Raw genomic sequence first — 18257 nt, forward strand, 5'->3', positions numbered from 1 at the left:
ACATTAATAATGGATAGGGTTAAATGCGAGCACCATGGACAAATTTGATACCTTGCAACTTTTTACCCGCATCGTAGAGCTGGGTAGTTTTAGTCAGGCAGCCGATCAGCTAAATATCCCACGTGCTACTGCAAGTAATGCCATTAAGGAGTTAGAGAGTAATTTACAGTGCCGTTTGCTAGAACGGACGACTCGGCATGTAAGACCATCACTAGATGGACAAGCATTTTATGAACGCTGCACACAAATATTATCGGAACTTGATGATGCAGAATCGTCTTTACGTAATGTAATTGCTCAGCCCCGTGGTTTATTACGAGTCGATTTATCAGGCGCACATGCGACTAAAATTGTTTTACCCAGTATCGACCAATTTCACGAGTTATATCCCGATATTGAACTGGTAATCAGTACGGGTGATCGCTTGGTTGATCTGATTAGGGAAGGGATAGACTGCGTGGTGCGAGCGGGGCGTTTGGATGATTCCACTTTAATTGCTAGACATTTGGTCGATATGCCACAAGTGATTTGTGCAAGTCCTGACTATTTAAATAAACATGGAATGCCACAGCAACCAGAGGATTTGTTATCACATTATTGTGTTAATTTCTTCTCGACATCAGGCGGACGGAATTATCCATTTGAATTAATGGTGAATGGCAAAAAACAAGATTATTTTTTGAAAAGCTGGATCGCGGTAAATGATGCTGAAAACTATGTATTATCTGCTTTACGTGGGGCAGGTTTAATTCAGGTCCCGCGCTACCATGTGGCAAATGAATTAAAAAATGGGCGACTGGTTGAGGTTTTATGTGAGTGGGAAATCCCGAAGATGTCAGTTTCTGCTTTATATCCACAGCATCGGCAGCTCTCGCCACGCGTACGAGTTTTTGTTGCTTGGCTGAGTGAGTTATATACGGGGTATTTTTCAAAATAACCATAGCGTATAACGTATAGGTAGAATGCTCTCTAGCACATATAAAATTCTGGTGAATATGTGATTGAATTACCTAATGCAAATGATTGGATCGTCAGAAATTCTGACCCTAACAGTCTCGAACGAATTGAAGCCTTTTTTACCGATCATGCTTATGAGTCGCATCGCCACGATACTTTTGCAATTGGTCGAACATTAACAGGTGTTCAAAGCTTTCATTATCGTGGAGAGATGAAACATAGCTTGCCAGGTATGACGATGGTTTTGCATCCTGATGAAAAACATGATGGCGAGTCAGGTAGTCGAGACGGTTTTAGATATCGGATGGTGTACGTAGAACCTGCAACACTACAGGAAATTATGAAGGGTAAACCTTTACCATTTTTTGAGAATGGGTTGAGTCAGGATCCTCGATTATTTAAAGCAACTGATGTTCTATTACAAGGGATGGACCAGCATATTGATCCTTTAGAAAAACAAGATGCTTTATATGATCTGGCAACCACACTTTACGAAATTTCTGGTAATCATCAGCGCACCTCACATGCTTATGACTATGTCGCAGCGGAGCGCGCTAGAGAGTTTATACATGCCTCTTTATATGAAAATATCTCTTTAGATGATATTGAAAAAAATGTGGGACGAGACCGCTGGAGTCTTTCACGTGATTTTCGACTACTGTTTGGTACAAGTCCACATCGATATATGACTATGCGTAGGTTGGAAGTTGTGAAGTCCTGTTTGATGTATGGAGAGTCCTTAACTCAAGCTTCATTGATTGCAGGATTTTTTGATCAAAGCCACATGACACGTCATTTTCTAAAAGCATTTGGATTGACTCCAGCCCGATGGCGGATGATCAATAAACTCTCTTCTTAAGCAAGTTATTTAAAAGCCAGCCTGTTTAGGCTGACATAGACTTTATCTTAAATTAGGTTCATGCCTTTCAAAAAATCATAAAGCATAAATATGCCGGAAATGATCAACATCATTCCCATGGCTTGGTTTATACGATTAAACCAGATTTTATTTTTGATTCTTTTACCTAATACTGCACCTGCCCAAGAGTAAAGGCAGGGCGCGCCTGCGGCACCCAATGAAATGAGTAATGATACGAAGAATATTTGTACACCAATGATATGTGCTGTGGGATACATAATGGTTGTAACAGGCAAAATGACTAAAATCCCTTTGGGGTTTAAAGCTTGTATCCAAAAACCATTCCAGAACGAAAGCACCTGAACTTCAGTGGCTTCGTCACTAATATCAATATCTGACTTTAACATTTGGTATGAAAGATAAAATGTATAAAGCGCACCGAATAACGCAATATAGTGCAAGGCATTTTGTGGAATGATTGCAGCCCCAAGATATCCAAAAATCATGAATAACATCAGCATTGCACAACCGACGCCCATAAAAAAATAAATCGTTTTTTTGAATTGTCCGGTAAGCCCAGCATTTAGCCCCATAAAATTTACTGGACCGGGGCTATACATCACACTCAAGGTATAAAAAAAGATTTCCATAACGTATCTACTGAAACAAAAACAACCCAGCATAGTGGCTCGTAAATTTAGGGTCTTGTACGTTTGTGATGGCTCTTGCACAAACGTACAAGACGAGAAAAATCCGGATGAGTCATGATGAGCGGTCTAAAATAAATGATTCAGGAAAGAGATTTATGTTTGATACAAAAATTGCGCTGATTGTCCGTAATGATCTTGCGACGTGGCAGAGATTAAATGTGGTGGCTTTTTTGGCAACGGGGATTGCCTCTGCTGCACCTGAAATGTTGGGGAAACCTTATGTCGATACAAATGGCTATGAGTATGGCAACATGCTAGGGCAACCGATGTTGGTATTTGAGGGGGATTTATCTGGTCTACAAAAAGCACATCGCAAAGGAATAGAGCAAGATTTAACGATAATTCCCTATGTACATGCCATGTTTTCTACAGGCAATGATGAGGATAATCGAGCTGTATTTTTGGCCGAAGATGCGAATCAATTAAATTTGGTCGGAGTAGCGTTAAGAGGACCTAAAAAGGCAGTTGATAAGGCTATTAAGGGACTTTCTTTGCATCAATAAGATTTTTATTGGAAGAATGATAAAACCCACTTTTTGGGCAAAAGTGGGTTTTATTTAAAAATGATGATTAAACTTTATCTTGAGTCTTGGTCTCAAAATCACTCGCATCATGGCGTTCATGCAACTGCGTAGCTAAATCACCAAAAGTACGGTTGACCATACGCCCGCGTTGAACCGCAGGACGCGCTAAAATCGCATCTGCCCAACGTTGAACATTTTTATATTGATCGACACCTAAAAACTCCGCGCCGTTATATACCCAGTTTTTAACAAGACCGCCATACCAAGGGAATGCTGCAATATCAGCGATGCTATATTCAGAACCCGCCAAATATTCGTTTTTTGCCAGATGCTGATCTAATACATCAAGTAAGCGTTTTGTTTCCATTGCAAAGCGGTTAATCGCATATTCAATTTTAACAGGGGCATAAGCATAAAAATGCCCAAAACCACCACCTAGGTAAGGCGCGCTGCCCATTTGCCAAAATAACCAATTAAGGCATTCAGTACGTGCAGCAATATCAGTTGGAATGAAAGCCTTAAATTTTTCAGCTAAATAAAGCAAAATTGAGCCAGACTCAAATACTCTTAATGGCGGGTTTTGGCTATGGTCAACCAATGCTGGAATTTTAGAGTTGGGATTAATTTCTACAAAGCCACTACCAAATTGCTGTCCTTCACCGATTTTAATCAGCCATGCATCATATTCAGCATCTTGGTGTCCTAGAGCTAAAAGCTCTTCTAATAAAATAGTGACTTTTTGACCATTAGGCGTTGCTAAAGAATAGAGCTGGAGCGGATGTTTCCCTACTGGAAGTGTATGCTCGTAACGTGCACCTGAGGTAGGTTGGTTTAAATCGGTTTTTTCTCCAGTCCGTTGCCAAACTTGTGGAGGAATATAGTTTGAATCACTCATTTTTTATCTCATGTTTGGTGTAAATATAAGAATTTATTTATGTCGCAAGGCAAGCCATTTTTGTACGGTCGGTCTTTGCCATTGCTGTAATGCATAGTTTTTTAAACGTTCTGGTACAGCATCACCATTTTGAATAAGGCGTTGCAGCATTAGGGCAAGTTCAGCATCCACAATGCTCCATGAACCAAAAAGAAATTCGGCATCAGACGCAAGAAGTTTTTCTGCAACAAAGAAAAGTTTCTCCGCAGCTTTTTTGCCTTCTTCTGAAAGTGGAGTGGACTTGGGCTGAAAAAAAATAACATCGGTTGGACGCTCAGTTCTTAGTGCAACTAAGTCTGATCGGAGCCATGCCTGAATTTGTCTTGCTCTTGCGCGTGCTTGAATATCTTTTGGATAAATAGATGTGTTTGGATAAAGCTCTTCAAGATATTCCAAAATGGCAGATGATTCTGATAATGCAAAATGATTGTGCTCAAGTACAGGCACTTTGGCAGTTAATGACTTTGCGACATAAGATTTTTCAAACTGGCCTTGCTGGCCTAAGTTGATGGTCGCAATTTCAAATGGAATTTGCTTTTCATGTAGTCCTACAAAAACTGTAAACGCATAGGGGCTTAGAAATTGTGAATCTGTGTACAGCTTAAAATGTTCATTATTCATTGTTATTGTCCATGTCATAAAACAATCGGATCTAGTCTAAGTGAGCTGATCCAAGATTGGGTAGCTTTTTTGTGGAAAAGCTTTATCGGTTTTTGAATTAAGCCATTTCAACGTTAGGGCTTAATGTGCTGAAAATGTTGACGGACAATGCTAAGCCAAGCTTGTACTGCTGGTGAAACAGGAAGATTCTTTTTCCAAGCCATGACTAAATGCCACTGAATATTTGGTTTTTCAAGCGGTACTGCTGCAAATAAACTAGGGTCAAGCATGTCGGTATAATACTGCGGGAGAAGTGCAATCCCCATACGTTGTAGCACCATATCTGCCAAGAGGTGCCATTGGCTGGTACGGCAAGCAATGGTTGGGTAAAAACCATGCTGCTTACAGGCATCGAGAATAATACTGTTTAAAGAGAAATTTTCAGGAAACATTAAAAACGATTGGTGTTGTAGCTCTTCTAGATTTATTTTTTTGCGTGTTGCCCAAGTCGCATCCCGACGTAAAAGAACCATTAAAGGGTAGTTACACAGCTCAATGCTATTGAAAATTTGCGTATCAAAGGGCTGCAATAAAACGCCAACGTCTAACTCGTTATTGAGTAAGGCTTGTTCAATACCACGTGAACCCACTTCCATAAAAGCCAATTCAATATCTGGTAATTGCTGATGATAATCAAATAGGGCAGTCGTTAAAAGCTGTGAACCTAAGGGTGGAACGCCAAGTTTTAAAGTCCCTGTTTTTAATTGTTGGTAGTTTTCAATTTCAAGAAAGATGTTTTGTTCTACTTGAAGAAGCTCGATTGCATGTTGATAAATGCGCTCTCCAATTTCGGTTAACTCAATTTGTCTTTTACGGCCATGATCAGGTTTAACTAACAGCTGTACCTGAAGTTGCTCTTCAAGCTGCTGTAATATTTTACTAATAGTGGGTTGAGTCAGATACAACTCTTCAGCAGTACGGGTAAAACTTTTAGTTTTGACCAATGTAACGAAGCACTGTAATGATTTTAGTGAAAGCATAATAAAGAATAAATTATTCCATTTTTGAATAATATTAACATGAATAATTCATATTTAGCAGCTTTAACCAAGCTAGCATAATAGTGTAGTTAACCATTTAATTTCGAAAAATGAGTACTGAATCTGCTTCTGGCACACCCACACAACCTTCACTTTTAGTTTTAGTTAAACAAATTTTGATTTTGGCTGGATTTTGGTGGGTCGGATATCTCTTACATCAAAAACTTGGTGTGCCTGTATCGGCAGGCATTTTAGGTATGTTTTTATTGCTTTTATGCCTGTTCTTTAAAATTATCAAAATGGATCAGGTGGCAGTGGGAGCAACTGTTGTTTTAGGTGAACTGTTGCTGTTTTTCGTGCCTGTTGTAGTCGCCGTTGTTCAGTATAAAACCTTGTTTATGACCGAAGGATGGCAAATTGTGTTGAGCATTGCGGTTGGGACTATTTCGGTCATGCTCAGTACGTGTCTGACGATTCACTACTACAATCGTTTAAAGGCTTATTTACAGGCTCGAAAACGTCTTCAACATAAGCATATCTAAGAGAAAATGACATGAATATTTGGTCAATTCTTTGTCTGATCTGGACTTTGGCAGCCTATGTTGTGGCAAAGCGAATCTATCAGAAAAATCCAAAACTTTGGTTGTCACCCGCGATTAGTGTGCCTGTACTCACTATCATTTTGATGACGATTTTTGGAATTTCATATCAAACTTATTCAGAAGATACGCAGTGGATTGTTAATTTATTAGGACCAGCAACGGTTGCTTTCGCTATACCGATTTATCGTTATCGGGAAACGATTCGTAAAAATCTTGGAGTCCTTTCGATTGCGATTATTGTGGGGATGAGTGTAGGTGTGATGTCAGCCTATGAGATGGCGCAGTGGTTCCACTTTAGCCCTGAAGTCACCAATAGTTTGATGGCCCGTTCTATTTCAACACCATTTGCCATGATTTTAGCGGAAGATATTCATGGTTCGGCAGCATTGGTTTCACTATTTACGGTCATTACTGGTTTGGTCGGTATGATTTGCGGCGATGCGATTTTAGCGATTACTAAAATCCGTTCTAATGTGGCAAATGGAGCAGCCTTTGGCAATGCAGCCCACGGTTTTGGTACAGTTAGAGCACAGCAGCGTAATAGCGAAGAAGGTGTGATTGCCAGTTTAACCATGGTCATTGCAGGTATTTTAATGGTACTGATTGGGCCATTTGCGATTCATCTATGGCTGTTATTGTAGGTTTTGTCTAAGTCGGCTTGTCATATTGTTGAATAATCTTTGATAGTTTTTTTATGGCTTGTTGCATCAGTTCGGGTTCAAAATCGCCTAAGCCGACAATTAAACCCGAACGTTGCCGCTCTTTTGAAAATGTCGGTGAAATTGCTTTGATGGCAATGCCTGCATCGATTGCCGAACTTGCAACGTCAATATCATTAATATGCTGAGCAAGCCATAACACCATATGCATGCCTTGATCGCCCGGCTGTAACCAAGCCAGTTCTCGAGGTATGTATTTTTCAATCAAGCCAATAATGTATTCTCGAACTTCTGCATAGACATTTCGAGTACGTCGAATATGTCGTTCCAAATAACCCTCTTGAATAAAAGCAGCCAAAACGTGCTGGTCAGCTGCAGGTGGATGTCGATCAATTAAGACTCTAAGCCCACAAAAAGGTGCTACCAATTCTTTAGGTAATACTGCATAGCCAAGTCTAAGGGAAGGAAATAGTACTTTGCTGAAAGTACCCAGATAAATGACTTGGTCGGGTGCCATGCCTTGTAAAGATGGGAAGGGTTGACCGTTATAACGGAGTTCGCTGTCATAGTCATCTTCAATGATCCATGCATTTTGCTGTTTTGCCCAAGCCAATAAAGCTGTACGCCTTGCTAGACTCATTGGCATGCCAAGTGGATATTGGTGAGACGGCGTCACAAAAGCAGCACGTGCATGTTTAGAAAGTTTAATTCCAGTTTCAACTTGAATACCTTCTTCATCAACAGGAACACGCACCATGTGAATGTTCTGTACAGCATGTTCAAAAATGGCTGTTGTACCTCGATAAGCTGGATCTTCTATCCAGACTTCATCTTTTGCTTCAAATAAAATCTGGCTACAAATATAAAGTGATTGCTGAATACCGGGAGTAATCACAATTTGGTCAGGTTCGCAGTGGACAGAACGTGACCGTCGGACATAGTCTGCTATAGCGACTCTTAGTGATAACACGCCTTGAGGTTCGCCATAACCCGAAGGGGCACCTGTACCTCGTGATCTATATTTATTACCAAATTTACGCCAGATGTCGCTCGGTTGAGTACGACCGACGGGGACAGATACCGCAAAAGGAACATGAGGAAGTGGCTTAAATTCATCAAGCACTTTGGCATAAGAACGTGCCGATTTGGTCAAAGATATCGAGTTAGGTTTATTTTCTTTTGATGAATGTTGTATTACAGATGTTTTAACCAAAGAATGAGACACATAAGTACCAGTTCGTGGTTGAGAGTCAAACACACCTTCAGCTAAAAGCTGATCGTAAGCTTCAATAATGGTTCCGCGAGCGACCCCAAGTGTTTGAGCCAGTTCACGTGAAGAAGGCAACGGATCGCCGGGCTGTAAATCACCACTTTGTACAGCTTCTCGCAAAGCTTGGGTCAGTTGAGCACTTATCTTTCCTTGGCTTTTATCAATCTTTGCAATAGACGGAAGTTCAACAACTTTTGCAATTCTTGCCATAATTCTGGTCTACTTAAAAAAATACAAAGTGGTTCTTTTTAATAAACCACAGAAACCAGAAAATTTACAACACAAAATATAAATAACCCTGATCTTTACAGTGAGGTTTTGAGCCATGTATATCCCCGATGATTTTGCAGAAAACCGTTTGGATATATTGCATTCTCTTATTACTGAACATCCGTTTGGTGTGCTTTTTACTCATGGAAGTAATGGCTTAGATGCAAATCATCTCCCATTTGAATTACAGGCAAGCGAAGGGGAATTGGGTTTGCTACATGCGCATGTTTCTAGAGTTAATCCTGTCTGGCAGGACATTAAAAATGGAGATGTTGTACTCGTCGTGTTTCAAGCAGGCGATGCTTATATTTCACCAAACTGGTACCCATCCAAACATGAACAGCATAGACAAGTACCGACATGGAACTATAGGGTTGTGCATGCCTATGGCAAAGTGACGATTCGCGATGATGAACGTTACGTCCGTGGGGTTGTGGCTCGTTTAACCCGTACTCATGAAGCATCTCAACCTGAACCATGGAAAATATCCGATGCACCAAAGGACTATCTTGAACCGATGTTAAAAGCCATTGTAGGTATTGAGATTGAAATTACCAAGCTACGAGGAAAATCAAAACTTGGGCAAAACAAAGAACGCCGAGATATTTTAGGCGCGGCAGATGGCCTATCGAAATCTGGTCATCAAACCATAGCAGACGCTATGTATAGTGTGGCTGAGTTAAATAAATAATTTTGAAAATATAAAAGCTTAAGATCAATTGAGGAGATAAAGATGTCTTTGACTACACCTGTTGAGTTGCTAGGTAAACACGTTATTTTAAAGCCGTTAGATGTAACTCAAGCTGAAGCGCTCAAAGAGGCCGTTTCCGATGGGGAACTCTATAATCTTTGGTATACCCGTGTGCCAAGACCTGAACAAATGGTTGCTGAAATTGAAAGACGTCTCGGTTTACAAAGTTCTGGTTCTATGTTGCCTTTTTATATTGAAGACCGAAAAACGGGGCGAGCGCTTGGCATGACGACCCTCATGCATATTGAAGAAGCACATCGCCGTGTAGAAATTGGTTCAACGTGGTACCGCAAATCTGCACAACGTACGCCTGTAAATACGGAATGTAAAAAGCTATTGTTGGCTCACGCATTTGAGACTTTAAACTGTATTGCGGTTGAGTTACGCACATCTTCTTTAAATGTTCAAAGTCAAGCCGCGATTGTACGGTTGGGTGCAAAGCTCGATGGCGTGCTGAGAAGTCATCAAATTGTAAAAGATGATATTTTACGGGACACTCACGTTTATAGCATTTTAAAACATGAGTGGCCTGCGGTTCGCCAAAATCTGGAATGGTTATTGAATAAACCGCGTTAAAAGGAATTTTAAGCAAGCTGTTTTTCTCTTTTTTGGCTTAGCCAGAAGAGAGAAGCTGTGATAATCATTAACCTGAAGTTAATAACAACTCATCTAGGTTGATTGATCGAAACTCCATAAAGCGTTTTTATAGATTCAGAACAAAACTGCGATCTATAGGTAAGCACATGGAAGGATCAGTTCAGAATAAAGAACGGTTATGGACAAAGCGGCGTCATGCCAAACAACTAAAACTAGAGATGGCAAACCAATATACCGATGGTGTGGTCATTCCAACTCAGGACATTATTAAAGTTTTAGAAACCTTAATTACACCGGGTGACAAGGTTGTACTCGAAGGGAATAACCAAAAACAAGCAGATTTCTTATCGCGCTCTTTGGCTCAAACCAATCCAGATATTTTGCACGATTTGCATATGATTATGCCAAGTGTCGGGCGTTCGGAACATCTTGATCTGTTTGAAAAAGGGATTGCGCGTAAGCTCGATTTTTCTTTTGCTGGCCCACAAAGTTTACGTATTAGTCAGTTAATTGAAGATGGTTTACTAGAGATTGGTGCCATTCATACCTATATCGAGTTGTATTCACGTTTGGTGGTTGACCTCATTCCAAATGTGGTGCTTTCTGCGGGCTTTATGGCAGACCGTCAAGGCAATATCTATACAGGGCCAAGTACTGAAGATTCTCCGGCACTGATTGAACCTGCGGCTTTTAGTGACGGTATTGTGATTGTTCAGGTGAATGAGCTGGTTGATGATGTCTCGGAGTTACCACGTGTCGATATTCCTGCTTCTTGGGTTGATTATGTGGTGGTGGCAGATCAGCCATTTTATATCGAACCGTTATTTACTCGAGACCCGAAACATATCAAGCCAGTGCATGTGCTCATGGCGATGATGGCAATTCGCGGAATTTATGAAAAGCATAATGTGCAATCGTTAAACCATGGTATTGGTTTTAACACTGCGGCAATTGAACTAATTTTACCGACCTATGGTGAGTCTTTAGGTTTAAAAGGAAAAATCTGCCGGAACTGGACTCTGAATCCGCATCCAACCTTAATTCCAGCGATTGAAACAGGTTGGGTTGAAAGCGTGCATTGTTTTGGTACTGAACTCGGTATGGAAAAATATGTTGCAGCTCGTCCAGATGTTTTCTTTACAGGTCGTGATGGCGCTTTACGTTCCAACCGTATGATGTGTCAGCTTGCAGGTCAGTACGCCGTTGATTTGTTTATTGGCGCAACTTTGCAAGTTGATGGCATGGGCCATTCTTCGACTGTTACCAAAGGTCGTTTGGCTGGTTTCGGTGGTGCGCCAAATATGGGACATGATCCGCGTGGACGTCGTCACGATACGCCAGCATGGCTAGATATGCGTTTGCAAGGTGCTAATGAAACCGAAACTTATTTGGCACGTGGTAAAAAGTTAGTTGTTCAAATGGTGGAAACCTTCCAAGAGGGTGGCAAGCCAACTTTTCTAGAGCGCCTTGATGCGATTGAAGTGGCTAAAACCGCAGGTTTGCCTTTAGCCCCGATCATGATTTATGGCGATGATGTGACCCATTTACTGACCGAAGAAGGCATTGCTTATTTATATAAAGCAAGCAGCCAAGAAGAGCGCCAAGCCATGATTGCTGCTGTAGCAGGTGTGACCAGTATTGGTTTAACTCAAGACCCAAAAACAACAGCACGTTTAAGAAGTGAAGGCTTGGTGGTGTTCCCTGAAGATTTGGGTATTCGCCGCACCGATGCAACACGTGAACTTTTAGCGGCGAAAAATATTGCCGACTTGGTGACATGGTCAGATGGCTTATATCAACCCCCTGCAAAGTTTAGGAGTTGGTAATGATGGCACAAGTTCAATATCAAACGTTCAGCGATAGTCAGCTTTTGGCAGATATGGCAGTCGAAGCGTTAATTGATGAAGTTAATCTGACACCGAAACCAGCATTGGTTGATCGTCGTGGCAGTGGTGCACACAATGACCTGACTTTGGAGTTAATGGAGCGCTCTGCGAAAAGTTTAGGACCCATGTTTGAGGCAATGGCCCAAGCTGCAAAGCATCATGGAAAAGTCGGTTTAGCTTTGCGTGAAGACATTGGAGAAATTGGCCGCAAAGGTGAAAACACCATGATGTTGGCGACAGATGGTGTAAACACACATCGCGGTGCAATTTGGGCATTAGGGTTAATGGTTACGGCAGCAGCATTGGCGCGCACCAATCAACTGTACTTATCGGCTGTTGAGCTATGCCAGTTAGCAGGCCAGATTGCTCAGCTTGAAGATCGTTTTATTCCGAAGCAGGCCTTGAGTCATGGTCAACAAGTACAAAAGAAATTAGGCATCTTAGGTGCCAAAGAACAGGCTCAACAAGGTTTTCCAACTATTGTGAAATTTGGTTTAAAGCAACTTCATCAAAGTCGTAGTAAACCAATGAAAGAAGAGTTCGCGCGTTTAGATGCCTTACTTGCCATGATGACGGATTTGACCGATACCTGTGTGCTTTATAGATCTGGAACATCTGGCTTAAAGCGTATGCAACAAGGTGCTCAGCAAGTACTTGATTTGGGCGGCAGCTCAAGCTTGGAAGGTCGACGTGCTTTGCATCTTTTAGAGATTGATCTGCTTCGGATGAAAGCTTCTGCAGGTGGTGCCGCAGACTTATTAGCAGCAACACTATTTATAGATCGTGTTGAGCAGTCATCTTTAAAAAATAAAGAGGGATTTTGATGATGGAAACACTTCATTTTGAATTTGTGGCGACAGAGCCACCTGTAAAAAAAGCATTGGTAGGATGTGTTGGCTCGGGCGATTTAGAAATTTTAATGGAACCTGGTGAAACAGGAAAAACTTCTATTCAGGTAGTAACTTCGGTAGATGGGAGTGCAGCACGTTGGCACAATCTTTTTGAACGAATTTTTACTGCGCAAATACCACCAGCGGTCAATATTGATATTCATGACTTTGGTGCAACTCCCGGTGTCGTTCGCTTACGTCTGGAACAAGCATTAGAGGAGATTGCTCATGACTGATATCGAGAGCTTATTAAATAAACAAGATTTTATTGAACTCAGCGCAAGAGAACGTGCCAAAGCATTATTAGATGAAGGGACTTTTCGAGAGTTACTCGACCCATTTGCCCGTGTTATGTCGCCTTGGTTGATTCAGCAAAATATTGTCCCACAAGCCGATGATGGTGTAGTGATTGCAAAAGGATCTATTCAAAAGCGCCCAGTGGTTTTAATTTCAATTGAAGGCTTATTTCAAGGTGGAAGTTTAGGCGAGGTGGGCGGTGCCAAAATTGCGGGAGCCTTAGAGCTTGCAGTTGAAGACAACCTGAAAGGCATTCCAACAGCTGCAATTTTATTGTTGGAAACGGGTGGCGTTCGCTTACAAGAAGCAAATCTAGGCTTGGCTGCAATTGCTGAAATTCAGGCTAGCATTGTGAACTTACGTCAGTATCAACCCGTCATTGCTGTAGTTGCAGGCAGTGTAGGGTGCTTTGGCGGTATGTCAATTGCGGCTGGCCTATGTAGCTATATTGTAATGACACAAGAAGGGCGTTTAGGCTTAAATGGCCCGCAAGTAATTGAACAAGAAGCTGGTGTTCAAGAATATAACGCCAAAGATCGCCCATTTATATGGAGTATTACTGGTGGTAATCAGCGCTTCACTAGTGGTTTGGCAGATGCTTATGTAGACGATGATCGCCAGAAAATTCGTCAGCAAGTCATCGATTATTTAACTCAAGGCGTACCTCATCAGCATCGTAGTTCAAATTACACATTCTATTTAGAAAAGCTGCAACAAGTTGATACTGCTGAGCAGATTACCCCAGCACAGGTTCAAGCTTTGTATCAAGGAGAGCAAGCATGAATATCGCCGTTGATACATTAAAAGCATCTACTCGTGGTGCACATTGGTTTAAAGCATTTACACAGGACTTTAAGACAGTTGAAGGTTTTCCAGCTTCTGTTTGGGTAGCTGATGGTCAGATTGATCAGCAAGCGGTACGTGTTATTGCAGTTGTCCAAGACAGCAATAATCTGTTCCCACGCGCGAGACAAGGTGAAGTTGGACTGCTGGAAGGTTGGAGTCTGGCAAAAGCGGTTGATGACGTGATTCAAGTCGATGCACAGGCTGAAACTAAACGCGCTATTTTATGTTTGGTTGATGTTCCAAGTCAGGCCTATGGACGCCGCGAAGAATTATTAGGTATTCATCAAGCTTTAGCAGGTGCAGTAGATAGTTATACCAGGGCCAGATTGGCAGGCCATCCTATTGTGAGTTTATTGGTTGGTAGGTCGATGTCGGGTGCTTTCTTGGCGCATGGATACCAAGCCAATCGTATTATTGCCTTAAAAGATTCAGGTGTTATGGTGCATGCGATGGGTAAGGAATCTGCTGCACGTGTTACCTTGCGATCGGTTGATGAGTTAGAGCAATTGGCATCAAGCATTCCGCCAATGGCTTATGACATTGAAAGTTATGCAACTCTAGGTTTGTTATCTGAACTGTTATCTGTTGAAAACCCTGAACAACCGACAAACGATGATCTTTTGTTAGCGAAGCAGACAATTGCTCAAGCATTTAAAGAAATTAATGCTGATCAATCGAGAGGACTTGAACAAAGACTTCATGGCCAAAACCGTCAAATGTCTAAAAAAGTCCGTGAATTATTGCGTGAGCAATGGTCATGAAACTTAAGCTCGAAGCCCATGATTTGTTGTGGGGTATGACGGTCGATTGCTTGGTCGATGATGCCCCACTTTGGGTGAAAGAGGTGTTACTACGCGGTGATCCCGTTGTAGTTCGACGGGAAATTACTCCTGAAGATCAGGTGGCTGTGGGTATAAGAGGACAATTTCGCTATCAACGATATGCAGCTCAAATGCCACGATCAGCAATCAGCAAACAGCTTAAGCCAGAAGCGCTGACTCGCATAGATACGCAACAGTTTGCACACTTGGCAGAACGTTTACAAAGCATTTCCAGCATTATGAAAAACTTTTCAGGATGTTGGGGATATACAGGAAGTTTCGGGTTTGAGCTGGCAACTGGTATTAAAACGGTAACTCAGCAAAGTGATATAGATTTGTTGATCCGAGCTGAACAACCTTTTGCCAAAAAGCAGGCGATTGAGCTACTCGAAACTTTTCAGCAAGCAGGACTCAATGTGGATGTACAGCTACAACTTTCACAAGGTGGGTTGGCGTTAAAAGAATGGGCTAGGAATAGCGAAAAAGTTCTATTGAAACGACCTGATGGTGCAGTTTTAGTAGAAAACCCATGGAATTAGGGAATAGATATCATGGCTTCAATTTGGGTATATCCGGGACAAGGTGTGCAACGAAGCAATATGCTGCACGACTTACCTCAAACCGCTCTGGTCAAAGAATACCTTGAGCGTGCATCAGATGCACTCAAAGAAGATGTCTTGATGCTAGATAGTCCAGCTGCATTGCAATCGACACGTGCAGTACAGCTTTGTTTACTGATTTCAGGTGTGGTGAGTTCTGCACTATTCACTGAGGAAAACTTAATACCTGATTATGTGGCTGGTCTATCGATTGGTGCATGGTCGGCTGCTGTTGTAGCGGGAGTTTTAGCCTTTGAGGATGCCGTTCGTTTGGTTGCCTATCGAGGTGAACTCATGCAAAACGCCTATCCAACTGGATATGGTATGACTGCTCTGATTGGTACAGACCGTGCAGCTGTTGAAACGTGGGTCAAACAGATTTATGAAATAACGCCAGAGGTGTTTGTCGCAAATATTAATGCACATAACCAGATCGTTATTTCAGGAGGCTTTGAAGCCATGAACCAAGTTGCTGTTTTGGCAAAGCAACAAGGCGTGGTGGCAAAAAAATTAGATGTATCGGTGCCATCGCACTGTGAATTATTAAGTCAGCAAGCAAAGCAACTTGCAGCGTCTATGGAGGGAGTGACTTTAAAGCAGCCTAAAATACGATATTTAAGTGGTACAACGGCTCGTACGCTTATCAGGCCAGAACAGATTGGTGATGACTTGGCTTTTAATATGAGTCGAACTGTAGATTGGGAAAGTACTATCCAAGCTGCATGGGAGCGAGGTGTAAGGTTACAGATAGAAGCTTTGCCGGGAACGGTACTTACTGCACTTGCACGTCGAACGTTTAAAGAAGGAACTGTATTGTCATTTCAGGGAACACGTTTAGACAGCATTCATTTAGCAATGCAAAATGAAAATAATGCTTCTTTGTAATTACAATACAAATTAAAAATTGAGTAATAACCCAAGGATATGAGGGATTTACAATGATTATATATGGAACAGCAATATTAGCGATCTGCCATTTATTAGGCGACTATCTTGGCAACACCTTAGGCATGGTGCTAGGTGTTAAAGCGAATGTCGGTGGCGTTGCTATTTCAATGATTCTTTTGATTTTATCTAAAGAATTATTGGCAAAAAAAGGTTACTTACCTCAAGTCACACAATTTGGCGTCTTGTATTGGTCAGGTATGTATATTCCGATCGTAGTTGCGATGTCGGCAGGTCAAAATGTCGTTGCAGCTTTATCGGGTGGCATGTTAGGGCTGATTGTCTCTATTGCATCGTTAATTGGCACGGTTTTAGTCATCCGTTATTTAAATAGAATTAGTGGCGACTATGAAACCTATGAATGGACGATAGAATCCAAGGGAAAAATAGCCTAAGCAACATAAACTACAAAAAGTTCAATCAAAAAGGATTTAAATGATGGACGCTATAATTGCTGTGTTATCAAAAAATGCATTAGTTACTGCTCTTGCCGTAACGGGTTTAATGATGTTCGTTTCCCATCTACTCTCAAAATATTTAACGAAGGGAAAATTACAAAGCTCTGCAATCGCGATTACTTTAGGTTTGGTTGTTGCTTACTTCGCAGGGGTTTATACGCAAGGAACCAAAGGCGTTTCTGACATCGCTATTTTTTCTGGTTTTGCGCTGTTGGGCGGAGCCATGATTCGTGATTTAGCTATTGCTTCAACTGCATTTGAGGTTGATGTGAAAGAAGTGAAGAAAGCAGGCAAAATTGGTCTAATTGCATTAATGCTTGGTTGTGTTGTGCCTTTTGCAATTGGGATTATGGTTGCATGGGTCATGGGGTATCGAGATCCAATTTCGATGACAACGATTGGTGCAGGCGCAATGACTTATATTGTCGGTCCAATTACAGGAACCGCAATTGGCGCAAGCTCTGATGTAATCGCACTTTCTATTGCAATTGGGTTAATCAAGTCAGTTTTCTTTATGGTCGGTACGCCGCTGCTTGCTAAATTCATGTACTTAAAAAGTCCACGCTCTGCCATGGTCTTTGGCGGTTTGGCAGGAACAACCAGTGGTACAGCTGCTGGATTGGCAGGTACAGATGTACGATTGGTACCTTATGGCGCTTTAGTTGCAACCTTCTATACAGGACTTGGCTGTTTACTTGGACCTTCTGTCTTTTTCTTAACGGTTAATGCGATTTTTGGATAAATTTTTGAAAATCCTATAACGGCAACTCATTATTCTTTAATAAGTTGCCGATATTTATCTTTTAAAATTAGAGGCAAACATTCGACATTCAGCAATCAGAGCAAGTAAGTTAGGGTCGCGCTCTTTACTTTTTAAAAAGACGAGACCGATTTCTTGTTGCATGTGATATTGCTGTTTTAGTGGAATAAGTTTTACTGAACTTTCATAAACTGCAGAAATACGACCGGGTAGTAGAGCAAAACCGACACCTGAGCTGACCATACTAATTAAGGTAAAAATATCATTGACCTGTAAAGCAACTTTTGGTGAAAAACCAGCTTTTTTAAAAATGATGTCGCTGTCGTTATGAGTTGCAAAACCCTTGGTTAAAGTTAAAAAAGTTTCTTCTTTTAAAAGGCTTAAATCAATATCTTTAAAATCGGCATATTTTGAATCTTTATTGACTGCCAGAAAAATGTCGTCGGAAAACATCGGCAAAATTTCAAAGTCATCATCTTGAGTGGTTTCATTTAAAGCCACGATAATGGCATCAAGCTCCGTGGCTTTCAGCTTTTTTACCAAATCCTGATTTGAACTCAGCAACAGTTGAATATCAAGCTCACTACGTCTGAGTTTAAGACCGCTAATCACATTTGGAATCGTATTTACAGTTAAAGAATAAAGAGAACCTAAATGTAAAACCTTGGCTGCAAAGCCTGCGGCTTCTCTGGTTTTATTTACGGTAATAAAAATGTCTTGTACGATTTTTTGTGCCCGTTCTTCAAAGACATAAGCACTTTTTAAAGGAATGAGGTTACGGCCTTCATTTTTAAAAAGAGGACAACGTAAAGCGCTTTCTAAGGAGTGTAGTGCTTTGTGAACACTGACATTACTTAGCTGCATTTCTGTGGCTGTTTTAGACAAATTTCCACAGCGCATAAAAGCTAAAAAAATCTGTATTTTTTTAAGGGTGAGTTCTTCATCAATTTCCATATTAATCCTTTGAACCTGTTTCCCTAAA

At 41.2% G+C, this 18257-nt stretch carries 22 protein-coding genes; 16 read left to right on the plus strand and 6 right to left on the minus strand.

From position 1 onward, the window contains the following. The first annotated feature begins 34 nt into the window (after positions 1-34). Together WBW42_RS02975 and WBW42_RS02980 are read left to right on the plus strand one after the other, a co-directional pair. Positions 35-937: a LysR family transcriptional regulator gene (locus WBW42_RS02975; RefSeq protein WP_032056367.1), complete on the plus strand. Its 903-nt coding sequence runs from the start codon at positions 35-37 to the stop codon at positions 935-937. 60 nt (positions 938-997) lie between these two features. Further along, positions 998-1816 (plus strand): AraC family transcriptional regulator, encoded by an 819-nt coding sequence (locus WBW42_RS02980; RefSeq protein ID WP_032056365.1) that lies wholly within the window; start codon positions 998-1000, stop codon positions 1814-1816. A 47-nt stretch (positions 1817-1863) separates the two neighbouring features. On the opposite strand, the gene WBW42_RS02985 is transcribed toward WBW42_RS02980, so the two are convergent. Continuing rightward, positions 1864-2466, minus strand: a complete 603-nt coding sequence (locus WBW42_RS02985) for a LysE family translocator (protein ID WP_032056363.1) — start codon at positions 2464-2466, stop codon at positions 1864-1866. Positions 2467-2621: 155 nt separating this feature from the next. Between WBW42_RS02985 and WBW42_RS02990 the strand changes: the two genes are divergently transcribed. Then, positions 2622-3029: a DUF2000 domain-containing protein gene (locus tag WBW42_RS02990; RefSeq protein WP_032056361.1), complete on the plus strand. Its 408-nt coding sequence runs from the start codon at positions 2622-2624 to the stop codon at positions 3027-3029. A 67-nt stretch (positions 3030-3096) separates the two neighbouring features. On the opposite strand, the gene yghU is transcribed toward WBW42_RS02990, so the two are convergent. From yghU to WBW42_RS03005, 3 genes are all read right to left on the minus strand, one after another. Continuing rightward, on the minus strand, positions 3097-3945 hold the full coding sequence (yghU, locus tag WBW42_RS02995) for a glutathione-dependent disulfide-bond oxidoreductase (protein ID WP_032070501.1): 849 nt from the start codon (positions 3943-3945) through the stop codon (positions 3097-3099). Positions 3946-3978: 33 nt separating this feature from the next. Then, positions 3979-4605: a glutathione transferase gene (gene yfcF, locus WBW42_RS03000; protein WP_032056358.1), complete on the minus strand. Its 627-nt coding sequence runs from the start codon at positions 4603-4605 to the stop codon at positions 3979-3981. 113 nt (positions 4606-4718) lie between these two features. Further along, on the minus strand, positions 4719-5624 hold the full coding sequence (locus tag WBW42_RS03005) for a LysR family transcriptional regulator (RefSeq protein ID WP_017386123.1): 906 nt from the start codon (positions 5622-5624) through the stop codon (positions 4719-4721). A 110-nt stretch (positions 5625-5734) separates the two neighbouring features. Here WBW42_RS03005 and WBW42_RS03010 point away from each other — a divergent pair, with 110 nt between their 5' ends. Both WBW42_RS03010 and WBW42_RS03015 read left to right on the plus strand, forming a co-directional pair. Next, entirely contained in the window at positions 5735-6166 is a 432-nt protein-coding gene (locus WBW42_RS03010) for a CidA/LrgA family protein (protein WP_017386124.1), read from the plus strand. A gap of 11 nt (positions 6167-6177) precedes the next feature. After that, entirely contained in the window at positions 6178-6867 is a 690-nt protein-coding gene (locus WBW42_RS03015) for an LrgB family protein (RefSeq protein WP_032056355.1), read from the plus strand. 7 nt (positions 6868-6874) lie between these two features. Here the strand turns inward: WBW42_RS03015 and pdxR are convergent, their stop codons facing one another. Beyond that, entirely contained in the window at positions 6875-8365 is a 1491-nt protein-coding gene (gene pdxR / locus WBW42_RS03020; RefSeq protein ID WP_045126436.1) for a MocR-like pyridoxine biosynthesis transcription factor PdxR, read from the minus strand. A gap of 115 nt (positions 8366-8480) precedes the next feature. Between pdxR and WBW42_RS03025 the strand changes: the two genes are divergently transcribed. From WBW42_RS03025 to madM, 11 genes are all read left to right on the plus strand, one after another. Further along, entirely contained in the window at positions 8481-9116 is a 636-nt protein-coding gene (locus tag WBW42_RS03025) for an FMN-binding negative transcriptional regulator (protein ID WP_032056353.1), read from the plus strand. 42 nt (positions 9117-9158) lie between these two features. Then, positions 9159-9752 carry a GNAT family N-acetyltransferase gene (locus WBW42_RS03030; protein WP_032056352.1) on the plus strand — a complete coding sequence of 198 codons (594 nt, stop codon included), beginning with the start codon at positions 9159-9161 and terminating at the stop codon, positions 9750-9752. A 167-nt stretch (positions 9753-9919) separates the two neighbouring features. Beyond that, on the plus strand, positions 9920-11599 hold the full coding sequence (gene mdcA / locus WBW42_RS03035) for a malonate decarboxylase subunit alpha (RefSeq protein ID WP_032056350.1): 1680 nt from the start codon (positions 9920-9922) through the stop codon (positions 11597-11599). Then, on the plus strand, positions 11599-12483 hold the full coding sequence (locus WBW42_RS03040) for a triphosphoribosyl-dephospho-CoA synthase (protein WP_032056349.1): 885 nt from the start codon (positions 11599-11601) through the stop codon (positions 12481-12483). The genes mdcA and WBW42_RS03040 overlap by 1 nt, the downstream gene beginning before the upstream one ends. Positions 12484-12485: 2 nt before the next feature. Continuing rightward, positions 12486-12785, plus strand: coding sequence for a malonate decarboxylase subunit delta (locus tag WBW42_RS03045; RefSeq protein ID WP_019458882.1), 300 nt, complete (start codon positions 12486-12488; stop codon positions 12783-12785). Beyond that, positions 12778-13629 carry a biotin-independent malonate decarboxylase subunit beta gene (locus tag WBW42_RS03050; RefSeq protein ID WP_032056347.1) on the plus strand — a complete coding sequence of 284 codons (852 nt, stop codon included), beginning with the start codon at positions 12778-12780 and terminating at the stop codon, positions 13627-13629. Before WBW42_RS03045 ends, WBW42_RS03050 begins: the two co-directional genes overlap by 8 nt. Continuing rightward, a complete protein-coding gene (gene mdcE / locus WBW42_RS03055) occupies positions 13626-14453 on the plus strand; it encodes a biotin-independent malonate decarboxylase subunit gamma (RefSeq protein ID WP_032056346.1) in 828 nt (275 codons plus the stop codon). Before WBW42_RS03050 ends, mdcE begins: the two co-directional genes overlap by 4 nt. Then, positions 14444-15052 (plus strand): malonate decarboxylase holo-ACP synthase, encoded by a 609-nt coding sequence (locus tag WBW42_RS03060; RefSeq protein WP_080776904.1) that lies wholly within the window; start codon positions 14444-14446, stop codon positions 15050-15052. The genes mdcE and WBW42_RS03060 overlap by 10 nt, the downstream gene beginning before the upstream one ends. 12 nt (positions 15053-15064) lie before the next feature. Next, entirely contained in the window at positions 15065-15997 is a 933-nt protein-coding gene (gene mdcH / locus WBW42_RS03065) for a malonate decarboxylase subunit epsilon (protein ID WP_032056343.1), read from the plus strand. 53 nt (positions 15998-16050) lie between these two features. Beyond that, the gene (madL, locus tag WBW42_RS03070; RefSeq protein WP_017399085.1) at positions 16051-16452 is read left to right on the plus strand and encodes a malonate transporter subunit MadL; all 402 of its coding nucleotides are present in this window, start codon (positions 16051-16053) and stop codon (positions 16450-16452) included. 43 nt (positions 16453-16495) lie between these two features. Continuing rightward, entirely contained in the window at positions 16496-17257 is a 762-nt protein-coding gene (gene madM, locus WBW42_RS03075) for a malonate transporter subunit MadM (protein WP_032056342.1), read from the plus strand. A 54-nt stretch (positions 17258-17311) separates the two neighbouring features. On the opposite strand, the gene WBW42_RS03080 is transcribed toward madM, so the two are convergent. Beyond that, positions 17312-18229: a LysR family transcriptional regulator gene (locus WBW42_RS03080; protein WP_002114202.1), complete on the minus strand. Its 918-nt coding sequence runs from the start codon at positions 18227-18229 to the stop codon at positions 17312-17314. Between the last annotated feature and the right edge of the window lie 28 nt (positions 18230-18257).

The sequence above is a fragment of the Acinetobacter sp. LT1 genome (genome assembly GCF_059800965.1).